This window comes from Rhizobium sp. BK661 (assembly GCF_024808825.1).
Lineage (GTDB): Bacteria > Pseudomonadota > Alphaproteobacteria > Rhizobiales > Rhizobiaceae > Rhizobium.
Map to the genome: position 1 here is coordinate 327,572 of NZ_JANTYT010000003.1, position 14,747 is coordinate 342,318.

Here is a 14,747-nt window from a genome sequence, read left to right on the forward strand (position 1 = left end):
CTTAACAGTGGTCGGCCTGCGAAATGGCACGAATGGAGCGCTATGGATCAACCGCTTTGCACGTCGCCGGCAAGTGAACCCGTTGCTGCAACGACAAATATAATTTTATATTTCAATGCGTTAAACGCCATGCCTGCTCATTCACCAGAGCCGTTGCAGGAGCTAAAATCAGCGCGCTCTTTCGGTGACGGGAATGCCGCATATCGCAAAAATCCAGCCGGCGTCAGGATGGCCCGTGTTGAGAGAACGTGTTGGCCCCCATCGCCTGCTCACGCGAATGACACCGCCCGTCTTCATCGTTAGCGCGGGCAGGCTGCGATATAGCGCCGACCGTTGCGATCGCGAAACTCGCACTGGCCCGGACGACCGGCCACGTTTCCGATCACGGCGCCGGAGGCTCCACCGATCGCCGCGCCGACGGCCGCACCACGCACGTCGTTCGTGACGGCACCACCAACCACCGCACCAGTGGCGGCGCCGATACCCGCACCTTGTTGCGTCGGTGTGCAGCTCGCAAGCGCCAGGCCCGCCAACGAGAAAATCAGTAACCTCTTCATTAATCTCCCCTTTGCGACGTTTTACAAATCCGAAGACCGTAGGAGAAAGGCGTTGCTTGCAGTGACTATAGTGTGGCCAAGATGGCTGTGATCAGCATAGAATCCCAAAACCAAGCTCTGAGTTCAAATCTCTGGACAATGTGGCAAGGGCCGTCCGCCGGGGCGGAATGATCAGACTGTCCTCACACCCGCCTGGCAGCCCTCGATTACGGTCCACACCGCTTCACGTCGGCATGTTCATCCGCACAGGTCCAGTCCGCCGTGATGTCATGAGTCGCCTCAACAGACGGGCAGCTTGCCCTGAAGCCCGATAAGTCGACCTGCATCAAAGAACTCACTGCCTCTCCTCGACAATTTGCCCCGATATTGCTGACAATTATGCAACCAAAACACCAATTGCTACGGTTGACTTTCCCTGCGGCATCGAGCTTCTCTTACCCGAATGGGAGTGAATTTCGTGACCGAACAACCTGGCCCGTCTGCGCGACAAATTGTCGAGAAAGTCTGGCTATCTATCGCTGAGCGCAGGCTCCGCCCCGGTATTCAGCTCAAGGAAGAGCAACTGGCGGCGATTTTCAACGTCAGCCGCGCCCGCATCCGCCAGGCCCTCACGGTGCTTGAACGCGATGGTCTCGTCACGATCATTCCCAATCGGGGCGCGTTCGTCTCCAAGCCTTCGGTCGAGGAGGCCCGCGATGTCTTCTTCGTACGCCGCACGGTGGAGCGTTGCGTCGTCGAACGCCTGTGCCAGTCTGTCAACAAGACCGACCTCAGGCGGCTGCGCGACCATGTTGCCAAGGAACGGGCTGCCAATGCCGCGGACGTCACGAGCGACATCATCAAGCTCTCCGGTGGCTTCCACCTACTGCTAGCCGAAACCGTCGGCTCCGACTTCCTGTTCACGACGATGAGGGATCTGATCGCCCGCTCCTCGCTGATCACTGCTGTCTACCGCAACACGAACCGCCGCTTCAATTGCGGACCTGACGAGCACGAGGAGATCGTCGAGGCGATCGCCGCCAAGGATGCCGAGAAGGCCACTCACCTGATGGCCCATCACCTAGAGCACGTTGAATCAGAACTCGACCTGAGCGAAATCCGCGACCTTTCCCATGACCTGCGAGCAGCCCTTGCGTAGCTGTATCCTTAAGCAGATGTCGCCTCCTTGATAAACCCGATGCCGCCCGGGAGTTCACGGGGCGCGTTGTTTGTCGCGGTGACCCGGAAATTCTAGTTCGAGATAGCGGACGTCGATGACCGCCTACCGAACTTCACCCAAGGTCAGCGTCAACCGGATAGCTGGGAGCGAAGATCTCCGAGACCGGGGGATTGCTCCAGCTTCGTTCGGGATACTTGGCGATCAGCCCGTCATACTGCGCCTGCGCCTGTACCCGTGCCTTCTCCATGTCGAGGCCCGCAACCTTGCGGGACAGCATCGAGACGCGGCCGTCGACGAACACAGCGCGCGTCACCTTGCCCGAACCGCTGGTGACCAAAGTTGTAATAGGATCGATCGACGGCGCCATGATCACGTCGTCGAGATCGAAGACGGCGATATCGGCACGAGCGCCGGGGGACAGATGGCCGAGGTCCGTCCGGCCAAGCGCACGCGCGCCCCCAAGCGTCGCGGCATCGAAGAGATCGGCCGAGCGAAGCCGATCCGGCGCGCCATCGTTGATGCGGCCCGTGATCAACCCGACGAGCAGGTTCATCCACATGTCAGCAGGCGCCGTATCAGTGCCCATGGCGATGTTGATGCCACGTTTGCGGCAGGCCGAGAAGGAATTGAGCGTGCTCCCGCCGCGGCCCGAGACCAGCGGGCAATGAACGATGGAAACGCCGTTTTTCGCGTAGAGGGCAAGGTCCTCCTCCGTTGCATTGGTGGCGTGAGGCGCGATCAACCGGTCGCTCAAAAGGCCGGCCTTGGCAAGCCAGACAGGGGCGGTCGAGCCGTGCAGCATGCGAACCGTATCGACCTCCATGGCGCCTTGCGCCATGTGCAGGCGGAACTTGCAACCGAGTTCGCGGGCCGCAGCATCCGTGCGCTGGAGGAGTGCCAGGGTAGACGTCTCGACGCGGTCAGGCGCCAGCATTCCACGGACGAGATCGCCGTGACGACCGTTCTGCCGCTCGATGTAAGAGATAGCGTCCTTCAGGCCCTTCAAGCCGCGCTCCTCATCAAAGACCGGCACCATGCGCCCCGGTTCTTCCAGCACCATGCCGCCGGAGCGATAGGCGGGGCTGAGATAGACCCGGAGACCGAGTTCGCCGGCCGCATCAGCCGCCGCATCGAATTCGGCCACGGTCTCGCCCCACTCGCGGTAGAACAGCGAGGCGATCGGCGCTGCCGTCGTGATGCCGTTCAACAGCAACTGGCCAAAGGCGAAGCGCTTCTGGAAGGCCAGTTCGTCCTGGCTGTACATCTCATAGGGGCCGGCCTTGACATAGGAGCGCGGCCAGACGCGACCCTTGGCCCAGCCGGGATGATTGTCGATGGCGAGAATGGTCGTGTCGAGATCGGACAGTGCGTCGAGATCGATCAAGCCGGGGCTGATCAGTGCATTGCCGAAATCGATGCGCCGAGCCACTTCGCCAGGAAAGCGATGGCCGACGAAGAGAATTTCGTTGTTCTCGAATACCACTTCGCCATTGCGCAGCAGGCGGTGGGAGCCGTCCTGGTGGCCAACAACCCAGCTTGCGGTAAGAAGCGTACGGCCTTCGGGGCGGCGGCCGAGTTCCAGGGATGCTTTGTTCATCACGGCATCTCCACGATGGCCTTGCCCTTGCGGGCAACAACGCGGCCGTTCTTGACGACCAGTGGTCGGGGCGCGGTGTCGACGACGGCGTGCGCAAGTGTCTCCCCGGTCAGAAGCGTGAAATCGGCATTGCAGCCAACATCAAGGCCGTAACCGTCGATCCGCATGACGTCGGCGCCGCCCTTCGAAACGACGTTCAGAACATGGGCAAGCTCCTGGTCCGTGCGCAGTCCATTCTTCATGCCGATCACCTTTGCGCGGTCGAGCATGTCGGGCTGCCCCCACGGGCCCCAGGTATCGCGTATGCCGTCGCAGCCACCACCGACACGCACGCCCGCTTCCTTGAGCCGCATGATCGAGGGCACGTTGACGGACGGCGCACCGGTCGTCAGGATCGCAACGTCGAGACGGGCGATCTCTTCTATCAGTTTCCCGACCCTGACATAGTCATTCATGCCGAGCGCAAAGGCGTGGCTGATCGCCACCTTGCCTTCCATGCCGTTGGCGCGGATGCGTTCGAAGATCAGTTCCATGGTGAATGCGCCGAGATCTGCGGCTTCATGCAGGTGGATGTCGATCGGAACGCCGTGTCTCACGGCGAGTGCAAACAGGATGTCGAGTTGTCCCTTGGGATCGCGGTCGATCCCGCAGGGATCGATGCCACCCAGCACTTCGCAGCCCTGCCGCAGTGCCTCATCCAACAGATCCACCGTACCCGGCATGACCATGACGCCGGATTGCGGGAAGGCGACAATCTCGATATCGATGATGTCCCTCAGCGCGTCTCGCGTCCTCCACACCCCCTCAACCAGGGACAGCCCGTGCCTGGTGTCGATATCAACATGGCTGCGGATGTGGCTCGCGCCGTTCGCCGCAAGGCCGATCGCATGACGCATCGATTGCCGGTGTGCGTCGATGCCGATCTCCTGCCGGTTTTCTCTTTCGAAATCGATCCGCCCCTGCAGGATCGCGGGGCGATCGTTGACATGCCAGGGCATGCCCCAGGTCGTCTTGTCGAGATGGGTGTGGGCGTCGATCAGGCCCGGCACGACTATCGCGCCGTTGCCATCCTCCACGGCCATGCCGTCTTCTGGCCGATACGATCCAAGACCCGCGATCTTGCCATGCCTGATCAGGATGTCGCAGCTTTCGCCAGCCATCGGCCTGGCGTTGCGGAGTAAGAGATCGTGCATGGGGTACCTCCGTTTCGGCTTGTGCGCATCAGGTGGGCCAGTTGACAGGATGCGGCTCGGTCCGTTCGCTAAAGGGCGGACGGTTTTATCAATGACTTCAGGTTGGGAGAAAGCCCACACGGAAGGCTGGTCCAGCTCGTTTGCAGCCAGTCCAAGCCGCAACGCCTTGCTACACTGGCAGGGCGAATGCTCCTCCGCGAGCAACCACGTCCCTTGCTCCCGCGTCGGCTATTAAGGCAGCCTTCGAAGCTATGTCAACGCAAATTGTCTACAATATTTTACTGAGCCAAAGACTGTGGCTACGCTCCACAGGCTTGCAGGCCGCGCGTTTCACGGCAGTCAGAGCTTCCCCGATCAAAGGACAGGCCATACGTTGTCAACGCAAATAATGTATTGTAGACAATATTGGAGGCATTATCGTACCCAAGGCGAAGAGGAGTTGCCGACGATAACGCCGCAATCACGGGAGGATTGAATGAAAGGACTAACTCTGGCCGGCTGCCTCAGCGCAGTTCTCGGCGTACTGGCCACCGCTGCGATCGCCAATGCCGACACACTCGACACGGTGAAGCAGCGCGGCAAGCTGATCTGCGGCGTGTCGCTCGCGACGCCGGGTTTTGCGGCACCCAACGACCAAGGGCGCATGGAGGGCTTCGACGCCGACATCTGCCGGGCGATCGCGGCAGCAGCCTTGGGAGATGGTGACAAGGTCGAATATGTTCCGACCAACATCAACACCCGCTTCCAGGCCCTGCAGTCCGGCGAGATCGACGTTCTCTCACGCCAGACGACGCAGACCTACAGCCGCGAAGCCTCCCTCGGCCTCGATTTCGCACCAGTCGTCTTCTATGACGGTCAGGGTCTCATGGTGCCAAAGTCGCTCGGCGTCACCAGCGCCGCAGAGCTGAAGGACGCCGCAATCTGCACGCTGCCGGGCACGACGACGGCGCAGAACCTCAGCGATTTCTTCGGCAAGCTGGGCTCCAAGTTCGAGCTCGTCGTTTTCGAAAGCCCGGATGAAAACCGCGCTGCCTTCTTCAGCGGACGTTGCGACGCAATCTCCTCGGACCGATCTGACCTTGCCTCGATCCGCGCTGTCTCCAACAAGCCGGACGATTATGTCGTCCTGCCTGAGACGATCTCGAAGGAGCCGCTCGCACCAGCCGTTCGCCAAAACGATTCCAACTGGCGCGACGTCGTGTCCTGGTCCGTCTGGATGCTGATGGCGGCAGAGGAAAAGGGCATCACGAAGGCCAATGTCGATGAAAAGCTGAAGAGCGACGACCAGGAGATCCAGCGTATGCTTGGTGTTACCGACAATCTGGGTGAGATGCTGAAGCTCGACGACAAGTGGGCTTACAACATCATCAAGTCTGTCGGTAATTACGGCGAAGTCTTCGACCGCGCCCTTGGGGAAAACACCCGCCTCGCCATGACGCGCGGCCCGAACGCGCCCTGGAATTCCGGTGGCCTGCTCTACGCTCCACCGTTCCGTTGAGACAACATTGCGCCCGCAGCTTGCGGGCGCAACCACCTCGCGCGGTTTCTCATCGGAATGCTCTCAATGGCTTTCATGAACAACGCGCGCTTTCGCGCGCTCTTTTACCAGTGGATGGCAATCGGCGTCGTCGCGCTTGTCGCCTGGTCGATGTTTGCGACCGCAAGCAACAATCTTGCCAGACATGACATCACGACCGGCTTTTCCTATCTGTCGCGCCAGGCCGGTTTCGTCATCAGCGAGGCCGCGATCGCCTACGAGCCGACCGACACCGTTGCTCGCGCCCTCTTCGTTGGCTTTGCGAACACAGTCAAGGTTTCGCTGCTGGCCGGCTTATTTGGCACGATCCTGGGGCTTGCAGTCGGCATCGGTCGCATGTCGCGCAATCCATTGCTCCAGCGGCTGATGCTGTCCTACGTCGAGGCGCTCAGGAACATTCCGCTTCTGCTCTACCTCTTGTTCTGGTACGCGGTGATCATCAATGTGCTGCCGCCTGTTCGAGCAGCCCTGCCGCTCGCGCCGCATGTCTATCTCTCCAACAGCGGCCTGGTCATCCCCTCCATCAGCTTTGAGCGCGGCCTTTCCATTGCTCTCGGAGCAGTCGGGCTCGGCATCGTCTCGGCGCTCCTCATTCGACATATCGCGCTGCGCCGACGGCTTGCTACGGGCACCTCCAACCATGGCCCCCTCATCGCATTGCTCGCTACCATTGCTCCGATTGGCCTCGTCCTGCTGCTGGGGGACGTTAACATGGCCATCGACTTGCCGGAAAAGGGCCGCTTCCGCCTGACGGGAGGATTGCAGGTCAGGCCGGAATTTGTGGCACTCTGGTTCGGGCTTGCACTCAGCGTATCTGCCAACGTCGCCGAGATCGTCCGTGCCGGCGTCCAGGCCGTCCATAAAGGGCAATGGGAAGCATCGATGGCGCTCGGTCTGCCCCGGCGGCGAGCCATGCGCCTTGTCATCCTGCCGCAGGCACTTCGCCTGATCATTCCGCCGCTCACCAACACATATCTTACCGTCTTCAAGAACAGTTCTCTGGCGATCGCCATCGGTTACCCCGACCTCGTGATGGTGTCCAACACCGTCATGAACCAGACCGGACAGGCAATGGAAACCATTGCGATCTTCATGGGCGCCTATCTTGGCCTGTCGATCGCCATTTCGCTCATCATGAACTGGTATAACAAGCACGTTGCCCTGAAGGAGCGCTGACCGTGACGGAACTCCAACTCGTGCTCGGCACAACCACAGGCGACGCGCCTCCCCGACGGCTATCCCGCTGGTGGCAAGATTTCTTCGGGACGCCGGGCAACGTGCTGATCACCATCCTTTGCGGCGCAGCCGTCATCGGTATCGGCTGGCTCGCCACCCGGTGGCTGCTCATCGACGCAACGTTTGCCGGAACGCCTGAGGATTGCAAGGTGGGGAGCGGTGCCTGCTGGCCATTCCTCAGCGCCAAGCTTCGCTACATGGCATTCGGTTTTTATCCGTTCGAGGAACAGTGGCGGCCATTTCTTTCGCTGATTGTCTTCATCGGCGCGGCCGTCGCTTCCATGGTTCCGCAGCTATGGAGCCGTAACCTGCTGCTCGTTTGGGTGTTCGTCATCCTGCCCGTTCTGTATGGACTGATGGCTGGCGGCGTCCTCGGGCTACCCGCGGTTCCAACGACCCAATGGGGCGGCCTGCCGCTTTCCTTCATGCTCGCTTTCGTCGGGCTTTCCCTGGCGTTGCCGCTTGGTATCCTGCTTGCCTTGTCGCGCGCATCCGACCTGCCAGTGATCCGTGTGCTGGCGACCAGCTTCATCGAAATCGTTCGCGGCGTGCCGTTGATCAGCATCCTCTTCATGGCGACAGTCATGCTGCCGCTGTTCATGCCGGATGGTGTGACGGTCGACAAGCTTCTGCGTGCCCAGATCGCCATTATCATCTTTGCCGCGGCCTATATCGCCGAGATTGTGCGCGGCGGACTGCAGGACGTGCCGAGAGGTCAGCTGGAGGCGAGTGCATCACTCGGCATGGGCTATTGGTTGACGATGCTCACGATCGTGTTGCCGCAGGCAATCAAGAAGGTCATCCCACCGCTCGTCGCGCTCTTTATCAGTTTCTTCCAGGACACCACCCTCGTCACCATTGTCGGCCTGCTCGATTTCCTCGACACGGTACGCTCGGCCATGCGCGATCCCGCCTGGCAGGGTATTGCGGTGCTCGAAGGCTATGTCTTTGCTGCCGCCGTCTATTTTATCTTCAGCGCGCTGATGGGGGCTTACAGTCGCTTCCTCGAGCGTTATTTCAGGACGACTCATGATTAATTTCATTCACCTGCCAAGCACCCAAAAACTCCTGAAGTCCTTCGACCTCAAGGTGGAGTTCTTTGAGACACTGGTATCGACAGGCGTGATCGCCGGGCGTGACCATATGCCGTCGGCGGACCGCTTTGTTGGCTGAACGACAAGTTGGTCCGCTTTGGGGCCGTAAGCAAACGCAGCCCGAGTTCGCGTGGTGTTATCTGCCGATCTCCGGTGTGACATGCAGCCGGTGTCGTAGGAAATCTGAATTCCAGACGCCGTGCACAAGGTGCGGCAACGGATTGGTCTGCATCACGCTGAACATATAGCGCCCTTCAACTTTCTTGAAGGCTTCCCGTTCGAACCGCTGATCTATCGTGTTGACGTCCGTGCCGGGCGGGATATCCGCAACGATCGGCGCTAACTGCGGATTGGAATTGGGAATGACCAGACGGGTTGTCGTCTGGGTAACAGTTCCAACCGTTGTCTGGATGACGAGGAATCCCCTGACCTTGTTGTCGCGGGTCAATCCAACGTTCTCATACGTCACCTTGAACGCGTCGTTGTGTGGAATGAACGACACGAGAACGTTGTTCTGGTAAACGAGGTTGTAGACTTGGTTACCATTGGGAATGACCGCGACGTTGTAATCATTGATGTTGGATACCTCGAATGTGACGGCGGGTTTGCCCAATTCAGCCTCGAACGCGATGGCAAATGTGCCGGCAATCGGTGGCGCACCCCAAGGCTTGAGTTTGGTGCCATCGTCCATCTGGTCCCGCCACCAGAAACGTTTGGAGGCATCGCAGAAGACATTAAGCGTATACTTGTGCTGATTGGCGCTGACATCATCCCGCCACCAGATTTGCTCGGCGGGATGAATCTCCGAGTGGCAGCAGTGGCCCTTGTCGTAAATCCAGACACCGTAGATGCAGATATCCTGAGGCCCTCGTGCCAAGATCAAGTCGTTCAATGTCTGCGCCGTTCCGGAGTGGACATCGCCGTCAGGCTGTATTTCCGCTTCGACCAGGGCGGCCTCGGCGACACTCTCGCTATCGTCGCAATTGGGCTTGCCCAACTGGTGAAGACTCAGATTCCACTGGGCGCTCATGATGTCGGTGTACTCGCGTGGATGCCCGTCGGTGATAAGGTACTGGTACTTCTCGTTGGGAATGACGTCTATGTTGACGTCATGGTCTTCGTAGGTACCGTTGATATCGGCGATATGAACGCTATCCACTTTGCCGACCAGCGTCCGCTTGAAATAGACGACGGATCGGTGGTCACGCGGCTGTTTTTGCGGATACCAGAAGTTCAAGTTGTCAGGAATTGCTATATTGTTCGACGCCCGCTCGAAAGCGGCCGAGCCAATCTCTTCGGGGCCTCTGAAGTCGCTGCCGATGATCCCCATCTGGTCGGCAACCGCATGATCCCACATTGCTGCGTCCGAGCCGTTCTGGCCGCCCAGGAACGTGATGATTGTTTGGGCGCCGTCAACTTGCATCACCGTTGCCGCAGTGGAGGGATGTGGCGCATATGGCGGCGACACCACTGCCGTAGAGTTGTCTGGCAGGGCTCCATTCGCTCGTTGGCGCTCCCAGTGACCCGGGATGAACTGGCCGTTTTCCATGCGGCTCCGCGCCCAGACAAAGCCCGGTCGATCGGCGATTGAAAACACGTTCACGTACGAGATCTTGTCATTGAAACCGTACACAGAGAGATCCGGACAATCCTCCAGCAAGTCGATGGAAATGCCATAGCCGCCGCCATCATCGGCATGCTCGAAGAGTTGCGCCCCGAGCCCTGTTGGAATCCTGATGGAAGACACGACGTCGTTGAAATCGTCGGGTGTAAAAAAGCGGTAGCCACCCGGCGCAAGCGCTTTGCTTCGTCCTCCAAAGCCTGCGTCCTCATAAATTGTGACAACATCCGTGGTCATAGGCGTGCCTCCTCGCAAGTAGCTCGTCCATGAACCGCCGCTGCAAGTTGCTTTGACCGCAGTGGTCCGAAAACGAGAGATCGTTCATGGCCGAAATGCCGCGCACTGCTCCGCCGCCGCCAAACGGGACGGGAACCATTGGAGCACTCAAAAGTTGCGGGTTTTGCGATGCGTTATCCAGCGACGCCAGACGATAGCAGCAAGGAGGACCATGATGATCACAAAAAAGAGGAGTTCGGTCGTACCGTCGCCGCCGTCTGGGGAAACCCCGAACCATTGTTCGATGAAATCCATCTTCCTTCTCCCGTTGCTTCAAGGACTTGCGGGACCGTTGACGTGCGAAATAGCGGCCACGCGTGCTGCATCGACGCCACCTTGCGGTGGCGGAAGATATGTCATCTGAAATTTGAGTAGTGCCGAGCGACGAGGCGCGAATTCATGAGCTCTCTCGAGCGCTAGTCGGCTATCGCTTCCCCAACTATATTACCGGAAAACCTCGCAGGGAGCGAGAATAATTTCAACGTATCGAGGCATTGAGCGTGCCGGGTGCGCCAAGTACTACCCCAGGGATACGATATCGGTATCCATTGATCTCTAGACGCGGATGATCTCGATGTGCGCCGGAGGCGCGACCGAAGCGCTTCCATCCTCGCGGCGACGGAAGCGGCGACGATCATGGAGAAGCAGTTCCATGCCCGGGCGCCTCAGCTTTTGGGCGACACGCCGCCAATAGCAAGGCAAGCCCTGATATCGGCAAGGTTTCTGGCCTTTCGGCGTCGTAAACAAGCAGTCCGGCCCTAGGCGTCGCAACAATAAAAACCCGCTTGCTTTGTTTATAAATTTATCTATTACTAAACATATTGCTAAACATGAGAGTTGAGGAGTTCATGTTAGCATTTTCAGAAATGGGTGAACTTGCGCGGTCGGCGGGGAGCCGGCCTTTGGTTCTGGGAGGAACTAATGCAGAAGAAATCGAAAGCCCTTCTCGGGCTGGCCTCGGCGTTCATCATCTCGTCGGCGCTGCCCAATCTCGCCAAAGCCGATCAACTGACACTCTGCTGGGCCGCTTGGGACCCGGCGAATGCGCTGGTCGAACTCTCGAAGGATTTCACCGCCAAGACCGGCACCGAAATGAAGTTCGAGTTCGTGCCCTGGACGAGCTACGCGGACCGCTTCCTCAATGAACTGAACTCCCACGGCAAGCTATGCGACCTGATCATCGGCGACAGCCAGTGGATCGGCGGCTCGGCTGAGAACGGCCACTACGTCAAGCTCAACGACTTCTTCGACAAGGAAGGCATCAAGATGGATGACTTCGTGCCGGCGACCGTCGTGGGCTATTCGGAATGGCCGAAGAACACGCCGAACTACTGGGCACTGCCCGCCATGGGCGACGTCGTCGGCTGGACCTATCGCAAGGATTGGTTCGAGCGGCCAGAACTGCAAAAGGAATTCAAGGAAAAATATGGCCGAGATCTCGCAGCGCCGAAGACCTATGACGAGCTGAAGCAGATCGCCGAGTTCTTCCAGAAGCGCGAGATCGACGGCAAGACCGTTTACGGAGCCTCGATCTATACGGAGCGCGGCTCCGAAGGCATCACGATGGGCGTGACCAACGTCCTCTATGACTGGGGCTTCCAGTACGACAACCCCGACAAGCCCTACGAGATGGAAGGCTTTGTCAACTCACCTGACGCCGTCAAGGGCCTCGAATTCTACAAGGCGCTCTATGACTGCTGCACACCGCCCGGCAGCTCCAACGTCTACATGGTCGAATCCGCCGACGCCTTCAAGTCGGGCCAGGTGGCGATGCAGATGAACTTCGCCTTCACGTGGCCCGGCCTCTACAAGGACGAAAAGGTCGGCGGCGACAAGATCGGCTTCTTCCCCAACCCGGCCGAAAAAAAGCATTTCGCCCAGCTTGGCGGACAGGGCATCTCGGTGGTTTCCTATTCCGACAAGAAGGACGCCGCTCTGCAGTACATCAAGTGGTTCGCGCAGCCTGAGGTGCAGGCCAAATGGTGGCAGCTCGGCGGCTACTCGTGCCTGAAGTCGGTCGTCAACGCCCCGGACTTCGCCTCCAGCCAGCCCTACGCCCAGGCATTCCTGGACTCGATGGCGATCGTCAAGGATTTCTGGGCCGAGCCGAGCTATGCAACCCTACTCCAGGACATGCAGAAACGCGTTCATAACTATGTCGTGGCCGGCAACGGCACCGCCCAGGAGGCGCTTGACGGCCTGGTGAAGGACTGGACCGAAGTCTTCAAGGACGACGGCAAGATCTAGTGTCCGGCAGGACGCACAACATTCTTGCCAGAATGGCGGCCCGGATTGCCAAGACGGCCGGGCCGCCACGTGTCTCACATACGCAAAGACCAGGTGACACCTTGAACATTTCCTCTTCCTCCATGGTCGAGCAGGCAGCGGATGCGACTGCGAGAGCAACACCGGTATCGGTCGCTCGCCGGGTCCGCGGTCTGTCCGACCGGGCGATCGCCTGGGTGTTTATCGCCCCCACCATCATCCTGCTTCTCGCCATCAACATCTTCCCGCTCATCTGGGCAATCTATCTGTCGTTCACGAATTATCGCGCCAATCGCCCAAATGCGCCGGTTCAGAACGTCGGCTTGAACAACTACGAGCGCGTGCTGACCGACCCCGATATCTGGCAGGCGATGCAGACGACAGCCCATTTCGTGTTCTGGACGATCCTGCTGCAGACGATCATCGGCTTTACGCTCGCCTACCTGATCGACCGGAAGTTTCGCGGCCACGCCTTCTGGACGACCCTGATCCTGATCCCGATGATGCTGTCCCCCGCGGTCGTCGGCAACTTCTGGCGTTTCCTGTACGAGCCGCAGATCGGGCTCTTTGCCTATGCTGTTTCTCTGGTCACCGGCATTCCGACCGCTGATATCCAGATGCTCGGCAGCGTCACGCTTGCGCCTTGGGCGATCATCATTGTCGATACCTGGATGTGGACACCCTACGTTATGCTGATCTGCCTGGCGGGCCTGCGCTCCATTCCCGACTATATTTACGAGGCGGCGGAGGTCGACCGCGCCTCCGCATGGCGCCAGTTCTGGTCGATCACCGTACCGATGGCCCTGCCCTTCATCATGCTCGCCGTGCTGTTTCGCGGCATCGAGAACTTCAAGATGTTCGACATGGTCACGCTTTTGACCGGCGGCGGTCCGGGTTCGACCACCGAAGTCGCCTCGATCACCTTGAAGCGCGCGGCCTTCGAGAGCTGGGCAACCGGGCGGGCCTCGGCCTTCGCCATTGTCCTCTTCGTCGCCGTGTTCGGCCTCGCCAACATCTACGTCAAGGCACTTAACAGGGTGAAGCAACGATGAGTTCCGCCACCTCAGCCCATTCGGTCGTCGAACCGAGCTCGACCAGCAAGCGCATCGCCGGCGCCATCGTTATCGTCTACGCCCTGATCACGCTGATCCCGCTCGTCTGGATCTTCCTGACCAGCATCAAATCGCCGCCCGACTCGATCAGCTATCCTCCGAAGATCGTCTTTACGCCGACGCTGGAGGGGTACTGCAACCTTCTGACGACGAGAACGCGCCAGACGCCGGAATACATCGCCTCCCTGCCCGCCCCGACCGGCACCTGCGACGAGGTGACCCGCAAGCGCAACATGGTGATCGCCGGCCCGTCGAACTTCCTGCCGCGTTTTGCCAACTCGCTGGTGATCGCTTTTGGCTCGACCTTCCTGGCCGTCTCGTTGGGGACGCTGGCCGCCTACGGTTTCTCCCGCTTCAGGGTACCGCTCGCCGATGACCTGCTGTTCTTCATCCTGTCGACCCGCATGATGCCGCCGATTGCTGTCGCCATCCCGATCTATCTGATGTACCGCGAGCTCGGGCTTTCCGACACGGCGCTGGGCATGATCCTGCTTTACACTGCGGTCAACGTCTCGCTCGCCGTCTGGCTGCTCAAGGGCTTCATCGACGAGATCCCCCGCGAATATGAGGAAGCCGCGATGATCGACGGCTATACGCGGCTGCAGGCCTTCTGGAAGGTCGTCCTGCCGCAGGCAACGACAGGCATTGCTGCCACCGCGATCTTCTGCCTGATCTTCGCCTGGAATGAGTATGCCTTTGCGGCACTGCTGACCTCCGGCGAGGCCCAAACGGCGCCGCCCTTCATCCCGACCATCATCGGCGAAGGTGGTCAGGACTGGCCAGCGGTCGCGGCGGGAACGACGATCTTCCTCATCCCCATCCTTGTCTTCACTATTCTCCTACGCAAGCAGCTCTTGCGTGGCATCACCTTCGGAGCGGTCCGCAAATGACGCATCTGATAGAAACACCGCGCCCATCCCGCCCGAAGCGCCCCTTCTTCCTGCGTCGCGGCCCGATGGAGAACATCGCAACCGCGCTGATCGCCATCGGCTTCCTGATGCTCTTCCAGCCATTCCTGCTGGTCCTCTACACCTATTCGCTGGTGACACTGCTGGCCGGCACGGCCATGTTCATCATCGTCTCGAAGTTCCCGGAGTGAG

14 protein-coding genes are annotated in these 14,747 nt (G+C 59.6%); 9 read left to right on the top strand and 5 right to left on the bottom strand.

The genetic code is table 11. The features are described 5' to 3' along the window. Nucleotides 1-299: 299 nt before the first annotated feature. Complete coding sequence (locus tag FHX16_RS10360) at nt 300-557, bottom strand: glycine zipper domain-containing protein (protein WP_183755391.1); 258 nt, start codon at nt 555-557, stop codon at nt 300-302. Nucleotides 558-999: 442 nt separating this feature from the next. On the opposite strand from FHX16_RS10360, the gene FHX16_RS10365 reads away from it, so the two are divergent. After that, nucleotides 1,000-1,695, top strand: a complete 696-nt coding sequence (locus tag FHX16_RS10365) for a GntR family transcriptional regulator (protein ID WP_183861914.1) — start codon at nt 1,000-1,002, stop codon at nt 1,693-1,695. Between the two features lie 133 nt (nt 1,696-1,828). Here the strand turns inward: FHX16_RS10365 and FHX16_RS10370 are convergent, their stop codons facing one another. Both FHX16_RS10370 and FHX16_RS10375 read right to left on the bottom strand, forming a co-directional pair. Beyond that, nucleotides 1,829-3,313: an amidohydrolase family protein gene (locus tag FHX16_RS10370; protein WP_183861916.1), complete on the bottom strand. Its 1,485-nt coding sequence runs from the start codon at nt 3,311-3,313 to the stop codon at nt 1,829-1,831. Beyond that, the gene (locus tag FHX16_RS10375) at nt 3,313-4,506 is read right to left on the bottom strand and encodes an amidohydrolase family protein (RefSeq protein ID WP_183861918.1); all 1,194 of its coding nucleotides are present in this window, start codon (nt 4,504-4,506) and stop codon (nt 3,313-3,315) included. The genes FHX16_RS10370 and FHX16_RS10375 overlap by 1 nt, the downstream gene beginning before the upstream one ends. 475 nt (nt 4,507-4,981) lie before the next feature. Between FHX16_RS10375 and FHX16_RS10380 the strand changes: the two genes are divergently transcribed. From FHX16_RS10380 to FHX16_RS10395, 4 genes are all read left to right on the top strand, one after another. Next, nucleotides 4,982-6,004, top strand: coding sequence for an amino acid ABC transporter substrate-binding protein (locus FHX16_RS10380; RefSeq protein ID WP_183861920.1), 1,023 nt, complete (start codon nt 4,982-4,984; stop codon nt 6,002-6,004). A 66-nt stretch (nt 6,005-6,070) separates the two neighbouring features. Further along, complete coding sequence (locus FHX16_RS10385) at nt 6,071-7,219, top strand: amino acid ABC transporter permease (protein ID WP_183861922.1); 1,149 nt, start codon at nt 6,071-6,073, stop codon at nt 7,217-7,219. Nucleotides 7,220-7,221: 2 nt separating this feature from the next. Beyond that, entirely contained in the window at nt 7,222-8,316 is a 1,095-nt protein-coding gene (locus tag FHX16_RS10390) for an amino acid ABC transporter permease (RefSeq protein WP_183861924.1), read from the top strand. After that, on the top strand, nt 8,309-8,452 hold the full coding sequence (locus FHX16_RS10395; RefSeq protein ID WP_183862038.1) for a hypothetical protein: 144 nt from the start codon (nt 8,309-8,311) through the stop codon (nt 8,450-8,452). Before FHX16_RS10390 ends, FHX16_RS10395 begins: the two co-directional genes overlap by 8 nt. Nucleotides 8,453-8,509: 57 nt before the next feature. On the opposite strand, the gene FHX16_RS10400 is transcribed toward FHX16_RS10395, so the two are convergent. Next, a complete protein-coding gene (locus tag FHX16_RS10400) occupies nt 8,510-10,231 on the bottom strand; it encodes a hypothetical protein (protein ID WP_183861926.1) in 1,722 nt (573 codons plus the stop codon). Nucleotides 10,232-10,378: 147 nt separating this feature from the next. Further along, nucleotides 10,379-10,525, bottom strand: a complete 147-nt coding sequence (locus FHX16_RS10405) for a hypothetical protein (protein ID WP_183755383.1) — start codon at nt 10,523-10,525, stop codon at nt 10,379-10,381. A gap of 666 nt (nt 10,526-11,191) precedes the next feature. Here FHX16_RS10405 and FHX16_RS10410 point away from each other — a divergent pair. The 4 genes from FHX16_RS10410 to FHX16_RS10425 all read left to right on the top strand — a co-directional run bounded on the left by FHX16_RS10410 (nt 11,192) and on the right by FHX16_RS10425 (nt 14,746). Next, nucleotides 11,192-12,517: an ABC transporter substrate-binding protein gene (locus tag FHX16_RS10410; RefSeq protein WP_114713745.1), complete on the top strand. Its 1,326-nt coding sequence runs from the start codon at nt 11,192-11,194 to the stop codon at nt 12,515-12,517. 101 nt (nt 12,518-12,618) lie between these two features. Beyond that, on the top strand, nt 12,619-13,587 hold the full coding sequence (locus tag FHX16_RS10415; protein ID WP_183861928.1) for a carbohydrate ABC transporter permease: 969 nt from the start codon (nt 12,619-12,621) through the stop codon (nt 13,585-13,587). Continuing rightward, nucleotides 13,584-14,537: a carbohydrate ABC transporter permease gene (locus FHX16_RS10420; RefSeq protein ID WP_016555185.1), complete on the top strand. Its 954-nt coding sequence runs from the start codon at nt 13,584-13,586 to the stop codon at nt 14,535-14,537. The genes FHX16_RS10415 and FHX16_RS10420 overlap by 4 nt, the downstream gene beginning before the upstream one ends. After that, nucleotides 14,534-14,746 carry a hypothetical protein gene (locus tag FHX16_RS10425; RefSeq protein ID WP_007814759.1) on the top strand — a complete coding sequence of 71 codons (213 nt, stop codon included), beginning with the start codon at nt 14,534-14,536 and terminating at the stop codon, nt 14,744-14,746. The genes FHX16_RS10420 and FHX16_RS10425 overlap by 4 nt, the downstream gene beginning before the upstream one ends. Nucleotide 14,747: the final 1 nt, after the last annotated feature.

Excerpts from the sequence above, each read along its gene's own strand:
- FHX16_RS10405 (WP_183755383.1), bottom strand. The coding sequence starts at position 10,525 with ATGGATTTCATCGAACAATGGTTCGGGGTTTCCCCAGACGGCGGCGAC.
- FHX16_RS10380 (WP_183861920.1), top strand. The coding sequence starts at position 4,982 with ATGAAAGGACTAACTCTGGCCGGCTGCCTCAGCGCAGTTCTCGGCGTA.
- FHX16_RS10395 (WP_183862038.1), top strand. The coding sequence starts at position 8,309 with ATGATTAATTTCATTCACCTGCCAAGCACCCAAAAACTCCTGAAGTCC.
- FHX16_RS10365 (WP_183861914.1), top strand. The coding sequence starts at position 1,000 with ATGGGAGTGAATTTCGTGACCGAACAACCTGGCCCGTCTGCGCGACAA.
- FHX16_RS10420 (WP_016555185.1), top strand. The coding sequence starts at position 13,584 with ATGAGTTCCGCCACCTCAGCCCATTCGGTCGTCGAACCGAGCTCGACC.
- FHX16_RS10370 (WP_183861916.1), bottom strand. The coding sequence starts at position 3,313 with ATGAACAAAGCATCCCTGGAACTCGGCCGCCGCCCCGAAGGCCGTACG.
- FHX16_RS10410 (WP_114713745.1), top strand. The coding sequence starts at position 11,192 with ATGCAGAAGAAATCGAAAGCCCTTCTCGGGCTGGCCTCGGCGTTCATC.
- FHX16_RS10385 (WP_183861922.1), top strand. The coding sequence starts at position 6,071 with ATGGCTTTCATGAACAACGCGCGCTTTCGCGCGCTCTTTTACCAGTGG.
- FHX16_RS10400 (WP_183861926.1), bottom strand. The coding sequence starts at position 10,231 with ATGACCACGGATGTTGTCACAATTTATGAGGACGCAGGCTTTGGAGGA.
- FHX16_RS10360 (WP_183755391.1), bottom strand. The coding sequence starts at position 557 with ATGAAGAGGTTACTGATTTTCTCGTTGGCGGGCCTGGCGCTTGCGAGC.
- FHX16_RS10425 (WP_007814759.1), top strand. The coding sequence starts at position 14,534 with ATGACGCATCTGATAGAAACACCGCGCCCATCCCGCCCGAAGCGCCCC.
- FHX16_RS10375 (WP_183861918.1), bottom strand. The coding sequence starts at position 4,506 with ATGCACGATCTCTTACTCCGCAACGCCAGGCCGATGGCTGGCGAAAGC.